The following is an 18,335-nucleotide window of genomic DNA, read 5'->3' as shown; positions in this document are numbered from 1 at the left end:
ATGCCGCCATGGCACACGGACCGCGACCGCCCCTGATCCTGGCAAGCGCCTCACCGCGCCGCCTCGATCTTCTGGTCAGTGTCGGGATTGTTCCCGACGCGGTCGAACCCACACATATCGACGAGCACGAGATCCCCGGCGAATTGCCGGGGCCGCTCGCCCTGCGCCTGGCGCAGGAAAAGGCGATGGCGCACCCGTCCGTGCGCGCGGGCGGCGATGCGTTCGTGCTTGCGGCAGATACGGTGGTCGGTGTCGGCCGGCGCATTCTGCCCAAGACGCTCGACGAGGCCGAGGCCCGGCGCTGTCTGGACCTTCTGTCCGGCCGCAATCACCGGGTCTTCACCGGCATTGCCGCGGCAGGCCCCGGCGGGGCATTCGCGGCGCGTGTGGTCGAGACCCGGGTGAAGTTCAAACGCCTGTCCCAGCCGGAGATCGACGCCTATATCGCCTCGGGCGAATGGCATGGAAAGGCCGGGGGCTATGGTATCCAGGGCCGGGCCGGGTGTTTTGTGGTGAATCTGATCGGCTCCTTCACCGGCGTGGTGGGACTGCCGCTCTACGAGACGAGCAATCTGCTGGCCGGTCTGGGCTATCCCGTGACCGAGCGCATGGGCGAAAGGCCGACGACATGAGCCGCCGCATCCTGATCGAGGAAAATATTGGCGAAACCCGCGCCGCTGTCGTGGACAATGGCCGTGTGGTCGAGCTGTGGCTGGACCGCTGGAGCGAGGCCGGTCAGCGCGTCGTCGAGGGCGAGATCTATCGCGGCCGCGTGCGCCGGGTCGAACCGGCACTGAATGCGGCCTTTGTCGATCTCGGCGTTGGGCCGGAAGGCTTCCTGCCCTTCGGCAAGGCCGGCCGGCCCAAGGGCTTCCATGAAGGCGCCGCCATCGGTGTGCGTATTGCCCGCGAAGCCTATGCCGAAAAAGGCCCCAATCTCGCCCTGGCCGAGGCCGGGGAGGGCGATGCGCCTGAATGTCTCCAGCCGGCGCCGATCCTTGCCCAGCGCTTGGTGAAAGCTTACGGCGAGGCCGAGGCGGTGTGGGCGGACGAGACGGATATCGATCTGGACGATGAGTTCGAGGCGGCGCTGAATCCGCTCGCACCCATTCCCGGCGGCGGCTCGCTCTATATCGAGACGACGCGGGCGATGACGACGATCGATGTCGATGCCGACGGCCGCAAGGGCCAGGGCTCACCGGCGCAGCTGGCTGTGGCGCTGAACACGTCGGCCGCCAAGGAAGCCGCCCGCCAGGTGCGTCTGCGTGGCCTCGGCGGCATTATCGCCATCGACTTTGTGCACATGCGCGCCCAGCCCGATCGCAAGACGGTGGAGCAGGCGATGCGCGGTGCGTTCAAGCGTGACCGGGCGAAGGTGGATGTGGCGCCGCTGTCGCAATTCGGCGTCGGCGAACTGGCACGCCAGCGCCGGGGCCGCTCACTGCGCGAGCAGATGTGCGATGCCGATGGGCGCTTGTCGGTGGAGAGCTGTGCCCTGGCGGCCTTGCGACGCCTGCAGGGCGAGGCCATATCCGATCGCAGCCGCAAGCAGAAGCTGGAAGTCTCGCCGGAGGTTTTCGCCTGGCTCGATGCTGATACGATCGGCTGGCGCAAGGCGCTGACCGGCCGGATCGGGCCGCGGTTCGAGCTGGTGGCCGCCGACGGTCTCGATCGCGAGGATGCGCGCGTCAGCCGCGCCTGACCCGGCGCGCGAATAGCGAACCAAGGAGGGCATCATGAAATGTCCCATCTGCCGCAAGCCGGCCGACCCCGAATTCAAGCCCTTCTGCTCCAAGCGCTGTGCCGATGTGGATCTGGGCAAGTGGATGAATGACAGCTATGCCATTCCCGGCGAACCGGCCGATGTGGCCGAGGAAAACCCGCCGTCTGAGGAAGACCGCTAGGCTGGCCGACCGGACGTTGCGGCCGGGTGCACATTTCGCTGAAAACGGCCATGGACAGGCCCGGCGCGGGCCCCTATAAACCGCGCTCTCGACCGCGCCCCGATGCGCGTGTCCGCCCGGCGCCCGGGTAGCTCAGTTGGTAGAGCAGCGGATTGAAAATCCGCGTGTCGGTGGTTCGAATCCGCCCCCGGGCACCATTTTTTCCCTTGTTCCCGCTCCGCTCGACCCGAGCCTGTCGCGGCCGCCGGCGATCGGGTCGATGCTCACCTGGAACGCGCTCAGGGCTGTGGGGTTAGAGGCTGGTCCATCAGCCCGCGCCATTCTTCTCCTCAAACAGAACGCGCTGCATCCGGCCTATCGCTCCCGCCACATCCGCCGCAGCCGGGTCACGCCGAGGCAGGCTCCGGTATAGACCAGCAGGACGGCAAACAGGGATGCGAGGCCCGCGAGGGTCTGGCCGGCGAGGCCGTAGATTTCTCCGGTGTGCAGGAAACGGATATAGCGGCGGGCCTCGGCGGCGGGCGAGCGGCGTGCCGGTGTCGCCGTGGCCAGGCCCGATCCGTCGCGGAACACCACGACCTCGTCGATCAGGCTGGCCTGGACACCATTGCCGTGATCCACAGATATGCGCACCGTTTCGGCGCCTTCCTCAGGCAGGGTAATGGCAATCCGGCGTCCGGGGCCGGTCTCGGCGATAGCGCGCGCCACGAGCGCGTCCAGCGACACGGGCTCGCCGGCCAGGCCTCGCGGCTCGTCAGGCGCTGAGTCCGCGGTGCCAGCGGGAACCGGCGGTCCGCCTCGCACCGGCACGCTTTCGCCAAAGGCCGCATAGACCAGCGCATTGGCCCAGCCGTAGGAGAAGACCGCACCGGTCAGCGTGATGGCGAGCAGTGGTAACGCCATCCAGAAGCCCATCACATGGTGCCAGTTATAGTGACGCGCCTTGGCGGAGGGATAATGGCGGCGAAACAGGAGCTGGGTTTTCAGGAAGGCCCAGCGCCACACCTTCGGCCACCACAGGTAAAGCCCGGTAAGAATGAGGGCGGCGAAGGCCAGATTGGCCGCGCCATTGATAGCGGCGCCCAGATCATTGCGCCCGCCCGTGAAGGCGAGCCAGCGGTGGATGTGCATGACCCGGCCGAAGAAGGCTTCCATGCCTTCCCCGGCGCCCTCAAGGCGGTCACCCGTGTAGGGATCGAGCAGGAAGGCATTGCGCCGCCCGGCTGCAACATGCACAGCGCCGCTCCGGCCATCCGGCACGGTAACTACATGGCCGGCTTGCGCGCCTTCCGCCGCTGCGGCGTCCACCAGACCCTGGAAGGTCAAGGGTGCTTCGCCGGCGGGCGCGGAAACAGCTGCATCCTGGGCCCAGCGGATCATCTGGCGCTCATAGGTGAGCAGCACGCTGGTAATCGACATAAGCCCGATGAAGAGGGCAGTGACGAGGCCTGCAGCCAGATGAGTCCAGAAAACTGTGCGCCGAAAGGTCATGCCGGGTCTCCGGGAACGGGGCTGCCATACCTGCTGAAACGACATTGGCTGCGATTTCCGTCGCGTTTGGATGTGGCAGTGCGTCACAGCTGCAGTCGGCCCTTAGAAGTTGTTCGCTCCTGTTCGGCGATAAAAAATTGTCGACATCGCGGAGCGACATATATTTTTCCGAATGGCGCGATATGCTGCCATCAAGGCCTGAACAAGAGTCGATCCAGACTGGCAGGCAGAATGAGGGGAAACGGGATGCATCTGAAAAAGACCTGCAAAGTCAGGCGGTCGATTCCGGGGATAGTATTGGCGCTTGCTCTGATCCCGGCCGGGCTGCTGGTCGGCTGTGCGACGACATCGGAACCCGTGGCCGGATGTGTCGAGGCGGACCGGACAATCATGATTGTCAGGCTCGCGCCGGATGCCAGCAGGAACGCTGTCGCCCTGGAAGATCTGCGCGAGGCTGTTCTTGAGGCGGCTTTTGGTGCGCAAGGTTATGATCGCAGCGGCATGCAGACCGGCTGCCGGCCGGTGCTGCACGAGACTTTCAGCTCCTTGCCGGGTTTTGCGATGGGACTGTCTGCTGATGAAGCGGACAGTATCCGCAGACAATCCTCCGTCCTGTCCGTGACGCCCGACACGACCAGCGCGCCGACGGCCACCCTATCTTCGAACTCCTCTATCTCGCAGCGGTGATCCCATGAAATCTTCTCTTCTTCCGTCTCTTGTCGCCGGCCTCAGTGCTGCACTCCTGCCTGCGGTGGCGATGGCCCAGGATGCGCCGGGTGCGCTTTCCGACGGATTGTTCGAAGCGCCGTTGTCCCCGTTTGCCGTTCGACGCATCGAGGAGGGGCGGCCGATCCCGGTCATCGTGACCTTTACGGATACGGCAATGCTGGCTGCGCCGCGCTCCGCTGCACCCACTACATTCGAGCTGGAGCAGCGCCGCGAAGTGCTCACGTCGCTGCGCGAGCGCGTCCTGCTGGCTGCGATGGGGGAAAGCGGTCTGCGCCGCTTGAGTGACGCGACGCGCGCCGCGCATGCCGGCCAGAGCGTCGTGGAAGAGCGTGTGACCCGCCAGTTTGCCGTGACACCGGCCTTTTCCATGATGGCGCGGCCGGACACGATCCAAGCGTTGCGCAACCATCCTGACGTCCTGAGCGTGACGGAGGATGTTCCGGTGCCGCCGGTGCTGGACGAGTCGATCCCGCTGGTCGGAGCAGACGATGCCTGGGCGCTGGGGGCAGACGGGTCGGGGTGGGCTGTTGCCATTCTTGATTCAGGTGTGGAGACCGAACACCCCATGACGGGGCCGGCGATCACAGCCAGTGCGTGTTTCAATACAGTTGACCCGGGTTCATCGACTTCGTTGTGTCCGGGCGGTCTGGAAGAGGAAACCGATCTCACGGGCCCCGATTCGGGCGACTCCTGTGTCGAGGATGATATCGCCCGGGCGCCGGAGACCGGCACGGATGGATGTTTCCACGGCACACACGTCGCCTCGACGGCTGCCGGACGGACGGTGAACCTGTCGGGAGGCCGCACGCTAAATGGTGTCGCCCGCGCCTCAGACATCGTGGCGGTAAATGTTTTCAGCCGCTTTGAGGCGGACGAGTGCGAGGACAGCGACGATCCCTGCATACTGAGCTACCAGTCAGACCAGCTGGCGGCTCTGGAATGGCTTTACGATAATCGCAACACGCTCAATCTTGCCGCGGTCAATATGAGTCTCGGGGGCGGGGAATATTCATCTGCCTGTACGGCGCATACGCTTCGGAATATCGTTGTCAGCCTGCACACGGCCGGCGTGGCGACGGTGATCGCCTCAGGGAATGAACGCTTCCTCGATGCCGTCAGCTCGCCGTCCTGTATCCCGGAGGCAATCACGGTCGGATCGACGACCAAGAACGACGAGATATCCAGCTTTTCGAACTCGTCCGAACTGGTCGACCTCCTGGCTCCGGGGTCTTCGATCATGGCCGCCTGGCAGTCGGAAGAACCGCCGACGGGCGAAAACTGTATTATCCAAGACGATGAGCCGAACTCGGAGGGGTTCTGCCACTGGTTTGCGCAAAGCTCGGGTACTTCGATGGCTACACCGCACGTTGCGGGCGCGTTCGCAGCGCTGCGGGATGGTTTTCCAAGTGCGACGGTCGATGAAATCCTGACCGCGCTGCAGTTTACCGGGATGCAGGTGACGGACCCGGACAACGGGATCACACGCTCCCGCATCGACGTCGGTGCAGCTTACGAAATGCTGCAGGACGGTGGTGTTCTGGCTGGCGGCGTTGAGCTGACCCCCGCGGAGGCCTATCGCGTGAGTGGCGAGTCTGGGGACCCAACTTCATTTGGGACCAAATTATATCAGCTGGAGAATACGACAGGTAGCGCTCGGTCGGTGACAGTCTCGTCGACTCCGGCCTGGATAGACACCAACTCCGGCAGTTTTAGCATCCCGGCAGGTAGTAGCAGAACGCTGGAGTTGAGTGTGGATATGGGCAATCTGCCAGTTTTCGCAGACTCTGGCCGTGTGACCTTGACCTCGAACGGTCAGACCATGTCCATACCCGTCTCGATCCAAGTCGAGCAAACTGGCGCCGTTGCTGAACTCGGGCCCTATCCCTGGGCCGGTGATGCCTCTGCTGTTTCGCAAAATGTATTCCGGATAACCGGGCTGGATACCGGCTTGCCGACGGCGATCAGTGTCGCTCTCTCGAATACGGCATTCGGCGCGTACAGTGGTGATTTCAGTGACTGCAGCCTAACCGTCCAGCCCGGCCGGTACAACAGGGGCGAATACATCATCACAAACACCGATCTGGCCGAGTGCGGTAATTTCCGTCGCGCCGATCTGACTTTCCGCATTTTTGCCGAGCAGGCCGATATCACGGAAGGCATCCGGATGCGTCGTTTCGCGACGAACAGTCTTGGCGGGATGACGGATTTCAGCTTTGACGCCGAAGGCACTAGTTCTTCCGAGACGTCGGCGCAGTCCGGGCCGGGCCTTGAAAGCGATGCCGGATTTGTTGCTCTTGCAGAAGACAGCATTTGGGCCCGGGCCGACACGGTTCCTGATGAACCCGCAGCAGCTGCGCCGGCCGCCCTGGCGAATGCCGATTTCGGACCGTTCGAATGGACCGGCGATGCAAATGCCTTTACCGGCAGTGCATTCCGGATATCGGGGCTTGGAACAGCCATTCCCACCTCAATCTTCGTTGCTATCGATAATGCCGCTTCGGATGGTTATGCCGGGGCGTTCTCGGACTGCGCGCTGAACATCCTCGGAACCCGGTACAACGGCTCTGAGTATCTGATTTTCGGCTCTGATCTGGCCGCTTGCGGCAACTTTGTTCGTGGTGACCTGACGTTCCGCATTTCTGCAGACTCGACTGACGTCTCGAACGGGCTCGCGATGCGACGGTTCGCCACCGCATTGAGCGGCGGTCTGACTGATTTTGCTTTCGATCAGGAGAGCAGCGCATTTTCTACCTTTGTCTCGCTCGATGCCACGCATGGACAGGCCGCCTTCGGACCGTTCGAGTGGACTGGCGACAGTTCTGCCGGCCTGTCGAGCATTTTCCGGATTGTCGGCTTCGAGACCGGGCTGCCCACCCAGATCGATCTGGCAATCCGGTCGGCGCAGGCTGCCGGCTATAACGGGACCTTCGCCGATTGCTCATTGACCATTCGTCCGGAGCGCAAGAACGGCCAAGAATACCTTGTCACGCAGTCGGACCTCGGCGATTGCGGCGCGTTTGGGCAGGCGGACCTTGTTTTCCGGATCCGTGGTCTCAAGACGGATGTGCCGCAAGGGCTGATGATGCGCCGGTTTGCCATCGGGCCAAGCCGGGATCTGACCGATTTTGGTTTTGATCATACGCCGGGCTCCAACGCGACTGCGTCCAACGTCCCGAACGGAGCTCCGTCGGGACTTGGCGCAGTGTCATTCGGTCCGTTTGACTGGGTCGAGGATGCCAATGGAACGACGATGAGTTCATTCCGCATCAGCGGGCTGGCCAGCGGCGCGCCGTACCGGGTCGATGTCGCACTCATGAATGCGACGGCGGGGTCCGGCATCGGCTCCTATTTCGACTGTTCGCTGACCATTCGCGCGGCGCGGTCCGGCGAGGGTGACTTCGTTATCCTCCCGTCGGATTTCGCCGATTGCGGCAGTTTCGGACGTGCTGACGTTCTTTTCCGCGTCGTTGCGGACGAGGACGACGTAAATGCCGGATTGACGATGCGGCGGTTGGTGACGACCAGCGCGGGTGGCCTGTCCGATCTCGGCTTCGACGCCGATTCAGCTGCCGACTGATCAGGTCGGAATGTCAATGAACGAACGGCCGGGCGCCTCGAGTGCCCGGCCGCTTGTGTTCTGGGGCGCTGCTGCTGCGTGATCTGGCGATTGGTGTAGACTGACAGCTCCGCAGCAACGGATGTCGCGTCATGACAGCGCCTTACAAACCCCACACCGAACTGGCGACCCATACCGTCACCAACCAGCCGCCGCCCTTCGAGGACGTCAATCTGTGCAAGAGCGATCGCGCGTTGCAGTCGGCGCTGGTTGCGGCGGGGGGCGATGCGCACGCCGAACGGTTGTCTGCGATGGGTGCGCGGTGCGGTGCGGCCGAAACGGTCGACTGGGCACGCCGCGCCAACGAGAGCCCGCCAAAACTGAAAGCTTTCGATCGCTACGGGCACCGTCTGGACGAGGTCGAGTTTCATCCGGCCTATCACGAGCTGATGCGGCTGGGACTGGATGCCGGTCTGTCCTCGGCGGCCTGGACTGAGGGCGAAGCCGGGCATGTGCTGCATGCGTCCATGCTCTATCTGATGACGCAGGCGGATGCCGGCGTCGTCTGCCCGATGTCGATGACCTATGCCGCCGTGCCGGCGCTGCGGGCCGAGCCGGCTATCGCGGCTGAATGGGAACCGCGGATTGCGGCCGGTCGCTATGATCCGCGCTTCATTCCGGCGGAGGAAAAGGCCGGCGTCACCTTCGGCATGGCCATGACGGAGAAGCAGGGCGGTTCCGATGTTCGCGCCAACACCACACGGGCTGTGCCCGCGGGCGGAGCGGGCGAGTACGAACTGACCGGGCACAAATGGTTCTGCTCCGCCCCGATGGGCGATGCCTTCCTGACCCTGGCCCAGGCCGAGGGCGGGCTGACCTGCTTCCTCGTACCGCGCTGGCGGCCAGACGGTACGCGCAATGCGATGCATATCATGCGTCTCAAGGACAAGCTGGGCGACCGCTCCAACGCGTCCTCGGAGATCGAGTATCATGGCGCCTGGGCGCGGCGAGTCGGGGATGAAGGCCGGGGCGTGCGCACGATCATCGACATGGTCCAGCACACGCGGCTCGATTGTATCCTGGGCTCGGCGGGCGGCATGCGGGCTGCACTGGCGCAGGCGCTCTGGCATGCCGAGCACCGTACCGCTTTCCAGATGAAGCTCGTCGACCAGCCGGCGATGAAAGCCGTGCTGGCGGATCTGGCGCTGGAGGCGGAAGCGGCGGTCGCGCTGGGGCTGCGTCTGGCGCACAGTTTCGACCGGGCGGAGGCGTCGGTAGGCGAGGCGGCCTTCATGCGGCTGGCCACGCCGATCGCAAAATACTGGGTGTGCAAGCGTCAACCGGGGCTCGTCTACGAGGCGCTCGAGTGTCACGGCGGCGCGGGATTTGTGGAGGAAGGGCCGATGCCGCGCCTCTACCGGCAATCGCCGCTTAACGCCATCTGGGAAGGTTCGGGCAATGTCATCGCGCTGGACGTGTTGCGGGCGCTGGGCCGGGAGCCCGACAGTCTGGAAGCTGTTCGCGCCGAGCTCGTGGCGGTGCGTGGTATCAACCGCTTCTACGACGCCCACCTCCAGCGGCTGGACGACTGGTTCAAACCGGGTGTTCTGGGGGAAGCGACGGCGCGAGCCTTCGCTGAAGGTGTCGCGCTGGGCCTTCAGGCCGCGGCCCTGCACCACGCATCGCCGGATTATGTCTTTGACGGTTTCTGTGCCGCGCGGCTGGATCCGGATCACCGCAGCTTTGCGTATGGCGCACTGACCGGTCAGCTCGATGCCGCTGCGATTGTCGAGCGTGCCAGCCCGCTCTGACGGCCCGGTAAGAATTGCCGGTGCGGCAGAAATTTCCCGAAAGCCCGGCAGGTCTTGCCTGTTCCGGCGCGCGTGGCCGGCGACGATGCAAGGCCTGCCTGGGGCGTCGCGTGGCGCAGATCTTGCATAGCATATGACCACGCGAAGTATTCGCGGGAAGCCTCGTTGCGGCGTCTCAGAAGGAGACAGCATGACCTTCTCGGTCAACACCAATGCCGGTGCGATGATCGCGCTGCAGAATCTGCGCGAGACGAATGCACGTCTCGAAGTGGTTCAGCGCCAGATCAGCACGGGCCTCAAGGTCTCGTCTGCCAAGGATAATGGCGCGATCTACGCGATCGCCCAGGGCATGCGGGCCAAGGTGGCCGGCTACAATGTCGTCAAGCAGTCGCTGGACCGCGGAACGAGCGTGGTCGATGTCGCAATCGCGGCGAGCGAATCCATTTCGGACATTCTGATCGAGATGCGGGAGAAGGCGCTTGCGGCCTCGGACCGCAGCCTGGACCAGCAGAGCCGCAATGCGTTGAACGAGGACTTCGTCCAGCTGCGCGACCAGATCAAGACGATTATCGCGAACGCCGAATTCAACGGCATCAACATGATCAAGTCGGGGGGCGACGACCTGTCTGTGCTTGCCAATGACGATGGCAGCAGCCGGATTACCTTCGCGGCCGAGGACCTCTCCTATGGGCCGCCGGGCGGGCCGGGGACCAATATCATCCTCTCCGAGGACGCCACGATCAGCGCATTCGTGAACGCCGATCTGGCGATTTCCGAACTCGACAGTTCCATCGACAATATCGGCGCCGTGCTGGCCCGCCTGGGGTCTGCATCGAAGCGGCTGGAGATCCAGAGCAGCTTCACCGACAAGCTCACCGACGCCCTGGAAAAGGGCATCGGCAATCTTGTCGATGTGGACATGGCCAAGGCGGCGGCCGAACTGCAGGCGCTCCAGGTGAAGCAACAGCTCGGCATCCAGGCCCTGTCTATCGCGAACCGTGCGCCGCAAGCCCTGTTGCAGCTGTTCCGCTAGACCAGTTCCTTCAGCTTCTCTGCGTCGAAGTCGCTGAGTTCGTCGAGGCGGCCATCGCGGACCTTTGCGGCCCATTCCGGATCGCTGATCAATGCGCGGCCGACAGCCACCAGGTCGAACTCATCGTTTTCAAGGCGCTCGATCAGGCTGTCGATCGACGAGGCTTGCGAGTTTTCGCCCATGAAGGCGCCGAGGAAGTCGGAGTTGAGGCCGACCGAGCCAACGGTGATGGCCGGCTTGCCGGAGAGCTTTTTCGTCCAACCGGCCAGGTTGAGATCGGACCCCTCGAACTCGGGAATCCAGAAGCGGCGGGTGGAGGCATGGAAGATGTCGACGCCGGCGTCAGACAGGGGCGCAAGGAAGGCTTCCAGCTCGTCCGGGGTCTGGGCCAGGCGGGCATTGTAGTCCTGCTGCTTCCATTGCGAGAAGCGAAGGATGAGCGGCAGGTCGGCCGGGATTTCCGCGCGCACCGCCCGGACGATCTCCTGGACGATGGTGGTGCGCTCAATCAGTCCACCGCCGAAACGGTCGTCGCGCTTGTTGGTGCCGTCCCAGAAGAACTGGTCGAGCAGATAACCATGCGCGCCGTGCAGCTCGATGGCGTCGAAGCCGATTTCGGCGGCGGCCTTTGCGGCCTTCGCAAAGGCGGAGATCGTGTCGGTAATGTCTTCGGCGGTCATCGGCTCGCCGATCTGCTTGCCATTGGGCAGAACGCCGGACGGGCTGTCGGATGCGGCGTCCGGGTGCGGACCGGTTCCCGGGCGGCGCGCCAGGCCGACATGCCACAGCTGCGGCGCGATCTTGCCGCCTTCGGCATGCACGGCGTCCACGACCTTGCGCCAGCCGGTCAGGGAGTCGGGGTTATGAAAGTTCGGTATGGCCGGGTCGAAGCTGGCGCCGGGGCGGTCGACCGTCGTACCTTCGGTGATGATCAGGCCAACCGCGTTGGCGGCACGGCGGCGATAGTATTCGACGACCGGTTCGCCCGGAATGCCGCCCGGGCTCTTCGAGCGCGTCATCGGCGCCATCACGATACGATTGCTGAGCTCCAGCGAGCCCAGCGAAAAAGGGCGGAAGAGCGCCTTTGTGTCGGTCATATTCTTCTCCTCGACAAACCGTTGATCAGAGCAGTTAGACAATTCCTCCGCAGAATCGAGTCCCGGGTGTGCATTTCGAATATTCGGAATCGTCGTGTGTCCCGGTCCACACGCTTGCGCTTTGCCAGAAACAGTGTTCACTTTTTGCGGCTGTACAGGACGGGGAGCCAGATGAGCGAAGCAAAAAGCGATGTGCTGGATGTGGTGATTGTCGGCGCGGGTCTGTCCGGGGTCGGCGCGGCCTATCACCTGCAGGCGCGCTGCCCCGAACGCAGCTACATGATCCTGGAGTCGCGCGCGGCGATGGGCGGGACGTGGGATCTGTTCCGCTATCCCGGCATCCGCTCTGACAGCGACATGTACACGTTCGGCTATGCCTTCCGGCCGTGGACTGGCGGCAAGGTGTTCGCTGATGGACCGGCCATTCGCGACTATATCGAGACTACGGCCAGCGAGAACGGTATCGACACGCATATCCGCTATGGCCATCGTGTCGTCGGGGCAAACTGGGACAGCGACAAGGCGCTGTGGACGGTCACGGCGGAGCATGACGGCAAGCGCGTCGAGTTCGACTGCCGTTTCCTGATGCTGTGCTCCGGCTATTACCGCTACGAGCAAGGCTATATGCCGGACTTCCCCGGCCAGGGCGATTTCGGTGGCGAGATCGTGCATCCCCAGCTCTGGCCGGAAGACCTCGACTATTCCGGCAAGCGCGTGGTGATTATCGGCTCGGGAGCTACGGCGGTAACGCTGGTCCCGGCGATGGCGCAGAGCGCTGCCCATGTGACAATGCTGCAGCGATCGCCGACCTATATCGCTGCGCGCCCTTCCCGCGACGGCCTGGCCGACGCGCTTCAGCGTGTCCTGCCCAGTAAGCTGGCCTACCTGATCGCCCGAATGAAGAACATCGCGCTGTCGATCTATGTCTACCAGTTGTCAAAGCGTTTCCCGGCCTTCGTCAAACGCCAGGTGATCAAGCATGTCCGCGAGGAGCTGGGCGAGGATTTCGACGTCGAGACCCATTTCACCCCGCATTATAATCCGTGGGACCAGCGTTTCTGCCTCGCGCCGGACGGGGATTTTTTCGAGGCCCTGCGTACCGGTTCAGCCTCGATCGTGACCGATCATATCGAGTGTTTCACGAAGACCGGCATCCGCCTGAAGTCCGGCGCCGAGATCGAGGCTGATATCATCGTTCCCGCAACAGGTCTGGACATGCAGCTGGCCGGCGGGTCGCGCCTCAGTCTTGACGGGGTGCCGGTCACACCCGCCGAGCTCTTCACCTATCGCGGCATGATGCTGGGCAATATGCCGAACCTGGCGCTGGCGTTTGGCTATACCAATGCGTCCTGGACGCTGAAGGTGGATCTGACCTGCGAACGGGTCTGCCGGATGCTCAACTATATGGAACGTACCGGTGCCGAGATCGCGGTGCCGATCCCGCCGGACGATCTGCAGCCGGCGCCGCTGCTCGACTTCTCCTCGGGGTATGTGCAGCGCGCCCTGCCGCATCTACCCAAGCAAGGCTCGGTCGCCCCTTGGCGCACCTATCAGAACTATATCCGGGATATGCTGGCGATCCGCTATGGCCGGCTGGAGGACGGCCATATGCGCTTTGCCAACGCGGGCGAATACACGCCGCGTCTCTCGCACACGGCCCTGCGCCGGGATGTGGCAGAATGAGCGGCCGTTTCGAATTCGTCGGCCGTCGCGCGCTGATTACAGGCGCGGCCAGCGGCATCGGCGCTGCACTCGCGCGCGATCTTGCCGGACGCGGTACCGACCTTCTCCTGGTCGACGTGAATTCCGCCGGTCTCAAAGCGCTCGCGGCAGAGCTTGCTGGCTCCGGCGTGACGGTTAGGACCCGGGCGCTCGATCTGTCGGACCGTGAAGCAGTTGCGGCTTTTTCGGCCGAGGTCGCTGGCGGGGACGACCCGCTGCATCTCCTGTTCAACAATGCCGGTGTTGCTCTCGGCGGAACTTTTGACCGTGTGACGGACACCGATTTCGACTGGCTGATGGAGATCAATTTCCATGCGCCGGTGCGCCTCACGCGTGCCCTGCTGCCGCTGATGGAACGGTCCGCTCCAGCCCAGATCGTCAACACGTCGAGCATATTCGGAATTATCTCGCCGCCCGGGCAGACGGCCTATTCCGCCGCGAAGTTCGCCCTGCGCGGTTTTTCCAATGCGCTGCGGCACGAGCTGGCCATGGAGCGGTCGGGAGTGGGGGTGACGGTCGTCCATCCCGGCGGCGTCGCGACACAGATCGCGGAGAGCGCGCGGATGCCGGCGGATGCGAGCAATATGGAAGTTTCCGAAGGGCGCGAACGGGCGCGGCGCCTGCTGGTGATGCCGCCGCCCGAAGCGGCGCGGATCATCCTGCGCGGTGTGGAGCGGCGAAAGCCGCGCATTCTCGTCGGGCGCGATGCGCACACCATGGCGCTGATCGAGCGGGTCTGGCCGGTCAGCTACTGGTCGAAACTGGGGCGTCTCACCGGCGCGAAGAGCGAGTAGGGCAAACATGCTGTCGATCATCATGTGGATCTTCGTTGGGCTGTTCGCCCTGATCCTTCTGGCCCTGGTTCTCGCCTGGCGGTTCAGTATTGCCGTTGCGAAGAAAGCTGCAGCGGCGATCCCCGCGCGCGGCCGCTTCACCGAAGTCTCCGGCGGGCGTATCCACTGGACCGAGCAGGGCGAGGGGCCGCCGGTCGTGATGATCCACGGCCTGGCCGGCAATCTGCACAATTTCGGCTATGCCCTGGTCGACCGATTGGCCGGGGATTTCCGGGTCATCGCAATCGATCGCCCCGGGTGCGGCTGGTCGGAGCGCGACGGCGACGAGCGGGCGCGCATTCCTGAACAGGCCCGCATGATCGCCGAGATGCTCGAAAAGGAAGGGATCGGCCCCGCCATCCTCGTCGGGCATTCGCTCGGAGGGGCTGTTTCGCTGGCGCTGGCGGTCAATCATCCTGAGCGGGTGAAGGCGCTGGCGCTGGTTTCGGCGCTGATACAGGCACCGTCTCAACCGGCTGAAGCCTTTGCCGGCATCAATATCGCCAACCCGGCCCTGCGCCGTCTGGTGGCGAATACGCTGGCGGTACCGATGTCGATCCGCAATGGCGAAAAGACCCTGGCCTTCGTCTTCGGGCCCGACGCCCCGCCCAAGGATTTCCGCACACGGGGCGGTGGTCTGCTCAGCCTGCGTCCGGAGGCCTTCTATGCGGCGGCGACAGACCTGCAGTGTGTAGCGAAGGACATGGACGATATCACGGGGCGCATCGACGGTATCGAAGTGCCGGTCGGGCTCTTTTACGGCACCGACGACCGCATCCTGTCTGCCGGCGACCAGATTGCCGTCTTGCGTCAGGCCTTGCCGGACGCTGACATCGAAACGCTGGATGGCGGCGGTCACATGCCGCTGGTGATCGTGCCGGAGCAGGTGGAGGCTTTCGTCCGGCGGGTCGCAGGTCGCTTCAAAAACTAGCTATAATCATTACGTTTTTCAGTGCCGTAGTGCGTAGTCCCTTGTGTGCTTGACATTTTGTGCGTCCAAACATGTAATAAAAGCATTACATGTTGAGGATTGTGATGATGTCTCCGGACTCGATGGATGCGGTTTTCCAGGCACTGGGGAATGCCCAGCGCCGCCGCATGCTCGACTGCGTGAAAAATCATCCCGGCTGTTCTGTCGGGCAGGTCGCCAGCGGATTCGATGTCAGCCGGGTGGCGGTGATGCGCCATCTGGCTGTGCTGGAGGACGCGCAGCTGATCATTTCCGACAAGCGCGGCCGGACGCGCCATCTCTACATGAATGCGGTTCCTATCCAGATGATCCACGACCGCTGGACGAGCGAGTATTCGGCGCTGTGGGCCGGTCGCACGCTGGATATCAAATACCTCGCCGAGCAGCGCGCTGCGGCGGACGGGGGGGACGTCGCGGCCGGAAAGGGCCGGACGGCGACAGGGGGCAGACAAGGGGAAAGCCATGAGTGAAACAGCCAGCAAGGCCGAACAGGCGGATGCCGTTCGCACATCCATGTACCGCGTGGTGATCCGCGCTTCGATCGAGACAGTCTGGTCGGAGCTGATCCGCACCGATCGTCCGCTGCCCTTCTTCTTCGGCGGACAATACGACACGCCGGGGCTCAAGACCGGTGCCCCGTTTGCCATGCGCTCGCCGGACGGCAAGTTCACCATGGCGATGGGCGAGGTGATCGAGTTCGATCCGCCGCGTCGCTATGCGCACACCTTCCGCTTCACCACGTCCGAGGATCCGGCCTCGATCGTTCGCTATCAGCTCAAAGAGGTGGATGGTGGTACGGAATTCACGCTGATCAACGAGCATCCGGCTGGCGATCCGGTTTCGAAGTCGGAAAAGCAGATGGCCCAGGGGGCGAAATTCATCTCCGAGAATCTCAAATCGGTCGTCGAGACCGGCAAGGCAACCTTCGGCGGTCAGGCCTTGCTGTTCATGTTCTCACTGATGGCGCCGATGACGCCGAAGACCGCGCGCTCGGAAAACTGGCCGCTCGACCGGGCGCCGAAAGGGTAGGGAGGCAGACATGGCGCAGTCCCCGCAGGAAATGGCCGACAAGATGGTGGCCAACATGCCCGAGAAGACCGGAAAGCCACTGGCTGACTGGGTGGCGATCGTGAAGGCCAGCGGTCTGGAAAAGCATGGCGAGATGGTCGAACTGCTCAAGAGGGAGCACGGCATGACGCACGGTTTTGCCAATCTGGTGGCTCATGAGGTGCGAGGCGGTGTGGCGACCAAGCTTCCCGATCCGTCCACCGACCTCGTGGCCGCGCAGTATGCCGGCGACAAGGCTGGGCTCCGGCCGATCCATGACGCGATCGCCGATGCTGTTGCCGGCTTTGGCGGCGATGTCGAACAAGCACCGAAGAAGACCTATGTCAGCCTGCGCCGTGCCAAGCAGTTCGCGCTCGTCCAGCCTTCGACCAAAACCCGGGTCGATGTCGGCATCAATCTCAAGGACGTGCCTCCGCAGCGGCGTCTGGAAGCGTCCGGTTCCTTCAACGGTATGGTGTCGCACAGGGTGCGCCTCGGCTCGGTCGAGGATGTGGATGCCGAACTGATCGAATGGCTGCGCATGGCATATGACCGTGCTGGATAGGCCGGGGGCTGGACAGGGCGGCGAAGACACCCCATTGTAATTGTCAGCTGAAAGAGGAATGACATGCGTAATCGCGCTCGTGCCATCGCCATTGCCCGACGGGTCGACGAAGAGCGGACCGCCAAGGTCCGGACGCTGATGATGTCCGGCCTCATTCTCCTTTCGATTATTATTGGCCTCGCCCTTGCGGGAGCGCTGCCGACGCCTGTTTGACGTCCCACCGGACATCACGACACGGAAAACCGGCCTCGCTCCCAAAGGAGCGGGGCTTTTTCGTGTCTGGCGTGTCCGGCTGACCGGAGACCTGAGAATGCCCCTTACAGCCTCACAGCCTGCGGCAGACATGCCCGGCGACCTCGCCGGCGCGTTCGCTTTTGTCGACAGGCTTCACGAACAGGGCATGGGCGGCATCCTGCGCTCGCCCTGCCTGCCATCGCCCGCGCTCTCCAAAGCGCTGGGCTGTGAGGTCGTCGTGAAGCTTGAAAACCTCCAGGCGACCGGATCCTTCAAGGAACGTGGCGCCTATGCCCGTCTCGCGGCCCTGAGCGAGGCGGAACGCCGTCGTGGCGTGGTGGCCGCATCGGCAGGCAACCACGCCCAGGGCGTTGCGCGCCATGCGACAGCGATGGGCATAAGGGCAACCATCGTGATGCCCGAAGGCACACCGATGGTGAAGGTCCACCAGACCCGGGCGCTCGGAGCCGAGGTCGACATCACGGGCGCGGACTTCGATGCGGCGAAGGCGCATGCCCTGTCACTGTCGGCGGAGACCGGTGCGGTGTTCATCCACCCGTTCGACGACCCGGTCGTTCTGGCCGGGCAGGGAACGCTCGCCCGTGAGATGCTCGCCGAATATCCCGATCTCGACACGCTGGTCCTGCCGATCGGCGGGGGCGGGCTGGCGGCGGGCTGCGGACTCGCGGCGCGCCAGATAAAGCCGGATATCGAACTCGTGGGCGTTCAGTCGGATCTCTTTCCGTCTTTTGCCAATATCTATCACGGGACTGACCGGCCGATTGGCGGCTTTACCCTGGCAGAGGGAATCGCCGTGCGAGAGCCTGGCGAGCTGACGCGCGAAATCCTCAGCGATATTCTCGACGATGTGCTTGTTGCAGATGAGCGCCAGATCGAACGAGCCCTGAACCTCTTCATCTCGCATCTGCGCGTGCTGCCGGAAGGTGCGGGCGCCGTGGGGCTGGCCGGCGTTCTCGCCGCGCCCGAACGGTTTGGCGGCAAGCGGGTCGGACTGGTTCTCACGGGCGGGAATGTCGATACCCGGCTGCTGTCTTCGCTGTTGCTTAGGGACCTTGCCCGGTCCCGCCGCCTGGCGCGGCTGCGCATCGAGCTGGTCGATGTGCCGGGCCAGTTGTCGGCCGTGTCCGACGTGATCTCGCGGGCCGAGGGCAATGTCACGGATGTGGCCTATCACAAGACCTTCTCCGACCTGCCGGCGAAGGTGACCTATATCGACATCTCGCTGGAAGCGCAGGATGCCGCCCATATGGACCGCATCGAAGCGGCACTGCGTGAGGCCGGCTTCCGCGTGGAACAGGCCAGCTATTGAGCGTTTCATTTAA

At 63.8% G+C, this 18,335-nt stretch carries 17 protein-coding genes and 1 tRNA gene; 16 read left to right on the top strand and 2 right to left on the bottom strand.

All coding sequences use genetic code 11. The annotated features are described in order from the left end of the window. Positions 1-8: 8 nt before the first annotated feature. From JJ918_RS05915 to JJ918_RS05900, 4 genes are all read left to right on the top strand, one after another. On the top strand, positions 9-632 hold the full coding sequence (locus tag JJ918_RS05915) for a Maf family nucleotide pyrophosphatase (RefSeq protein ID WP_291884543.1): 624 nt from the start codon (positions 9-11) through the stop codon (positions 630-632). After that, the gene (locus JJ918_RS05910) at positions 629-1,702 is read left to right on the top strand and encodes a ribonuclease E/G (protein ID WP_291884541.1); all 1,074 of its coding nucleotides are present in this window, start codon (positions 629-631) and stop codon (positions 1,700-1,702) included. Before JJ918_RS05915 ends, JJ918_RS05910 begins: the two co-directional genes overlap by 4 nt. 34 nt (positions 1,703-1,736) lie before the next feature. Next, positions 1,737-1,904 (top strand): DNA gyrase inhibitor YacG, encoded by a 168-nt coding sequence (locus tag JJ918_RS05905; RefSeq protein WP_291884538.1) that lies wholly within the window; start codon positions 1,737-1,739, stop codon positions 1,902-1,904. Between the two features lie 121 nt (positions 1,905-2,025). After that, a tRNA-Phe gene (locus tag JJ918_RS05900) sits at positions 2,026-2,101 on the top strand. A gap of 157 nt (positions 2,102-2,258) precedes the next feature. On the opposite strand, the gene JJ918_RS05895 is transcribed toward JJ918_RS05900, so the two are convergent. Then, positions 2,259-3,395, bottom strand: a complete 1,137-nt coding sequence (locus JJ918_RS05895) for a PepSY domain-containing protein (RefSeq protein ID WP_291884535.1) — start codon at positions 3,393-3,395, stop codon at positions 2,259-2,261. A gap of 246 nt (positions 3,396-3,641) precedes the next feature. Between JJ918_RS05895 and JJ918_RS05890 the strand changes: the two genes are divergently transcribed. The 4 genes from JJ918_RS05890 to JJ918_RS05875 all read left to right on the top strand — a co-directional run bounded on the left by JJ918_RS05890 (position 3,642) and on the right by JJ918_RS05875 (position 10,524). Then, positions 3,642-4,082: a protease inhibitor I9 family protein gene (locus JJ918_RS05890; RefSeq protein WP_291884532.1), complete on the top strand. Its 441-nt coding sequence runs from the start codon at positions 3,642-3,644 to the stop codon at positions 4,080-4,082. A gap of 4 nt (positions 4,083-4,086) precedes the next feature. Beyond that, positions 4,087-7,701, top strand: coding sequence for a S8 family serine peptidase (locus tag JJ918_RS05885; RefSeq protein ID WP_291884528.1), 3,615 nt, complete (start codon positions 4,087-4,089; stop codon positions 7,699-7,701). A gap of 131 nt (positions 7,702-7,832) precedes the next feature. Then, positions 7,833-9,491 (top strand): acyl-CoA dehydrogenase family protein, encoded by a 1,659-nt coding sequence (locus JJ918_RS05880; RefSeq protein WP_291884526.1) that lies wholly within the window; start codon positions 7,833-7,835, stop codon positions 9,489-9,491. 190 nt (positions 9,492-9,681) lie between these two features. After that, positions 9,682-10,524, top strand: coding sequence for a flagellin (locus JJ918_RS05875; RefSeq protein ID WP_291884523.1), 843 nt, complete (start codon positions 9,682-9,684; stop codon positions 10,522-10,524). Here the strand turns inward: JJ918_RS05875 and JJ918_RS05870 are convergent. Then, positions 10,521-11,621: an NADH:flavin oxidoreductase gene (locus tag JJ918_RS05870; protein WP_291884520.1), complete on the bottom strand. Its 1,101-nt coding sequence runs from the start codon at positions 11,619-11,621 to the stop codon at positions 10,521-10,523. The two genes, JJ918_RS05875 and JJ918_RS05870, sit on opposite strands and share 4 nt — an antisense overlap. Before the next feature lie 171 nt (positions 11,622-11,792). Here JJ918_RS05870 and JJ918_RS05865 point away from each other — a divergent pair, with 171 nt between their 5' ends. From JJ918_RS05865 to JJ918_RS05830, 8 genes are all read left to right on the top strand, one after another. Then, positions 11,793-13,304, top strand: coding sequence for an NAD(P)/FAD-dependent oxidoreductase (locus tag JJ918_RS05865; protein WP_291884516.1), 1,512 nt, complete (start codon positions 11,793-11,795; stop codon positions 13,302-13,304). Next, entirely contained in the window at positions 13,301-14,137 is an 837-nt protein-coding gene (locus tag JJ918_RS05860) for an SDR family oxidoreductase (protein ID WP_291884513.1), read from the top strand. Before JJ918_RS05865 ends, JJ918_RS05860 begins: the two co-directional genes overlap by 4 nt. Before the next feature lie 7 nt (positions 14,138-14,144). Continuing rightward, positions 14,145-15,107 (top strand): alpha/beta hydrolase, encoded by a 963-nt coding sequence (locus tag JJ918_RS05855; RefSeq protein ID WP_291884510.1) that lies wholly within the window; start codon positions 14,145-14,147, stop codon positions 15,105-15,107. 104 nt (positions 15,108-15,211) lie between these two features. Next, positions 15,212-15,616, top strand: coding sequence for a helix-turn-helix transcriptional regulator (locus JJ918_RS05850; protein ID WP_291884507.1), 405 nt, complete (start codon positions 15,212-15,214; stop codon positions 15,614-15,616). Next, positions 15,609-16,175 carry an SRPBCC domain-containing protein gene (locus JJ918_RS05845; RefSeq protein ID WP_291884504.1) on the top strand — a complete coding sequence of 189 codons (567 nt, stop codon included), beginning with the start codon at positions 15,609-15,611 and terminating at the stop codon, positions 16,173-16,175. The genes JJ918_RS05850 and JJ918_RS05845 overlap by 8 nt, the downstream gene beginning before the upstream one ends. Before the next feature lie 10 nt (positions 16,176-16,185). Further along, positions 16,186-16,758 (top strand): DUF4287 domain-containing protein, encoded by a 573-nt coding sequence (locus tag JJ918_RS05840; RefSeq protein ID WP_291884501.1) that lies wholly within the window; start codon positions 16,186-16,188, stop codon positions 16,756-16,758. A gap of 63 nt (positions 16,759-16,821) precedes the next feature. Then, positions 16,822-16,971, top strand: coding sequence for a hypothetical protein (locus JJ918_RS05835; protein WP_291884498.1), 150 nt, complete (start codon positions 16,822-16,824; stop codon positions 16,969-16,971). Positions 16,972-17,068: 97 nt separating this feature from the next. Continuing rightward, positions 17,069-18,322, top strand: coding sequence for a threonine ammonia-lyase (locus tag JJ918_RS05830; protein ID WP_291884495.1), 1,254 nt, complete (start codon positions 17,069-17,071; stop codon positions 18,320-18,322). The last annotated feature ends 13 nt before the right edge of the window (positions 18,323-18,335 follow it).

The sequence above is a fragment of the Maricaulis sp. genome, from assembly GCF_017642925.1.
Lineage (GTDB): Bacteria > Pseudomonadota > Alphaproteobacteria > Caulobacterales > Maricaulaceae > Maricaulis.
Note: the sequence above shows the minus strand (reverse complement) of the source record. Positions and strands in the feature narration are given on the sequence as shown.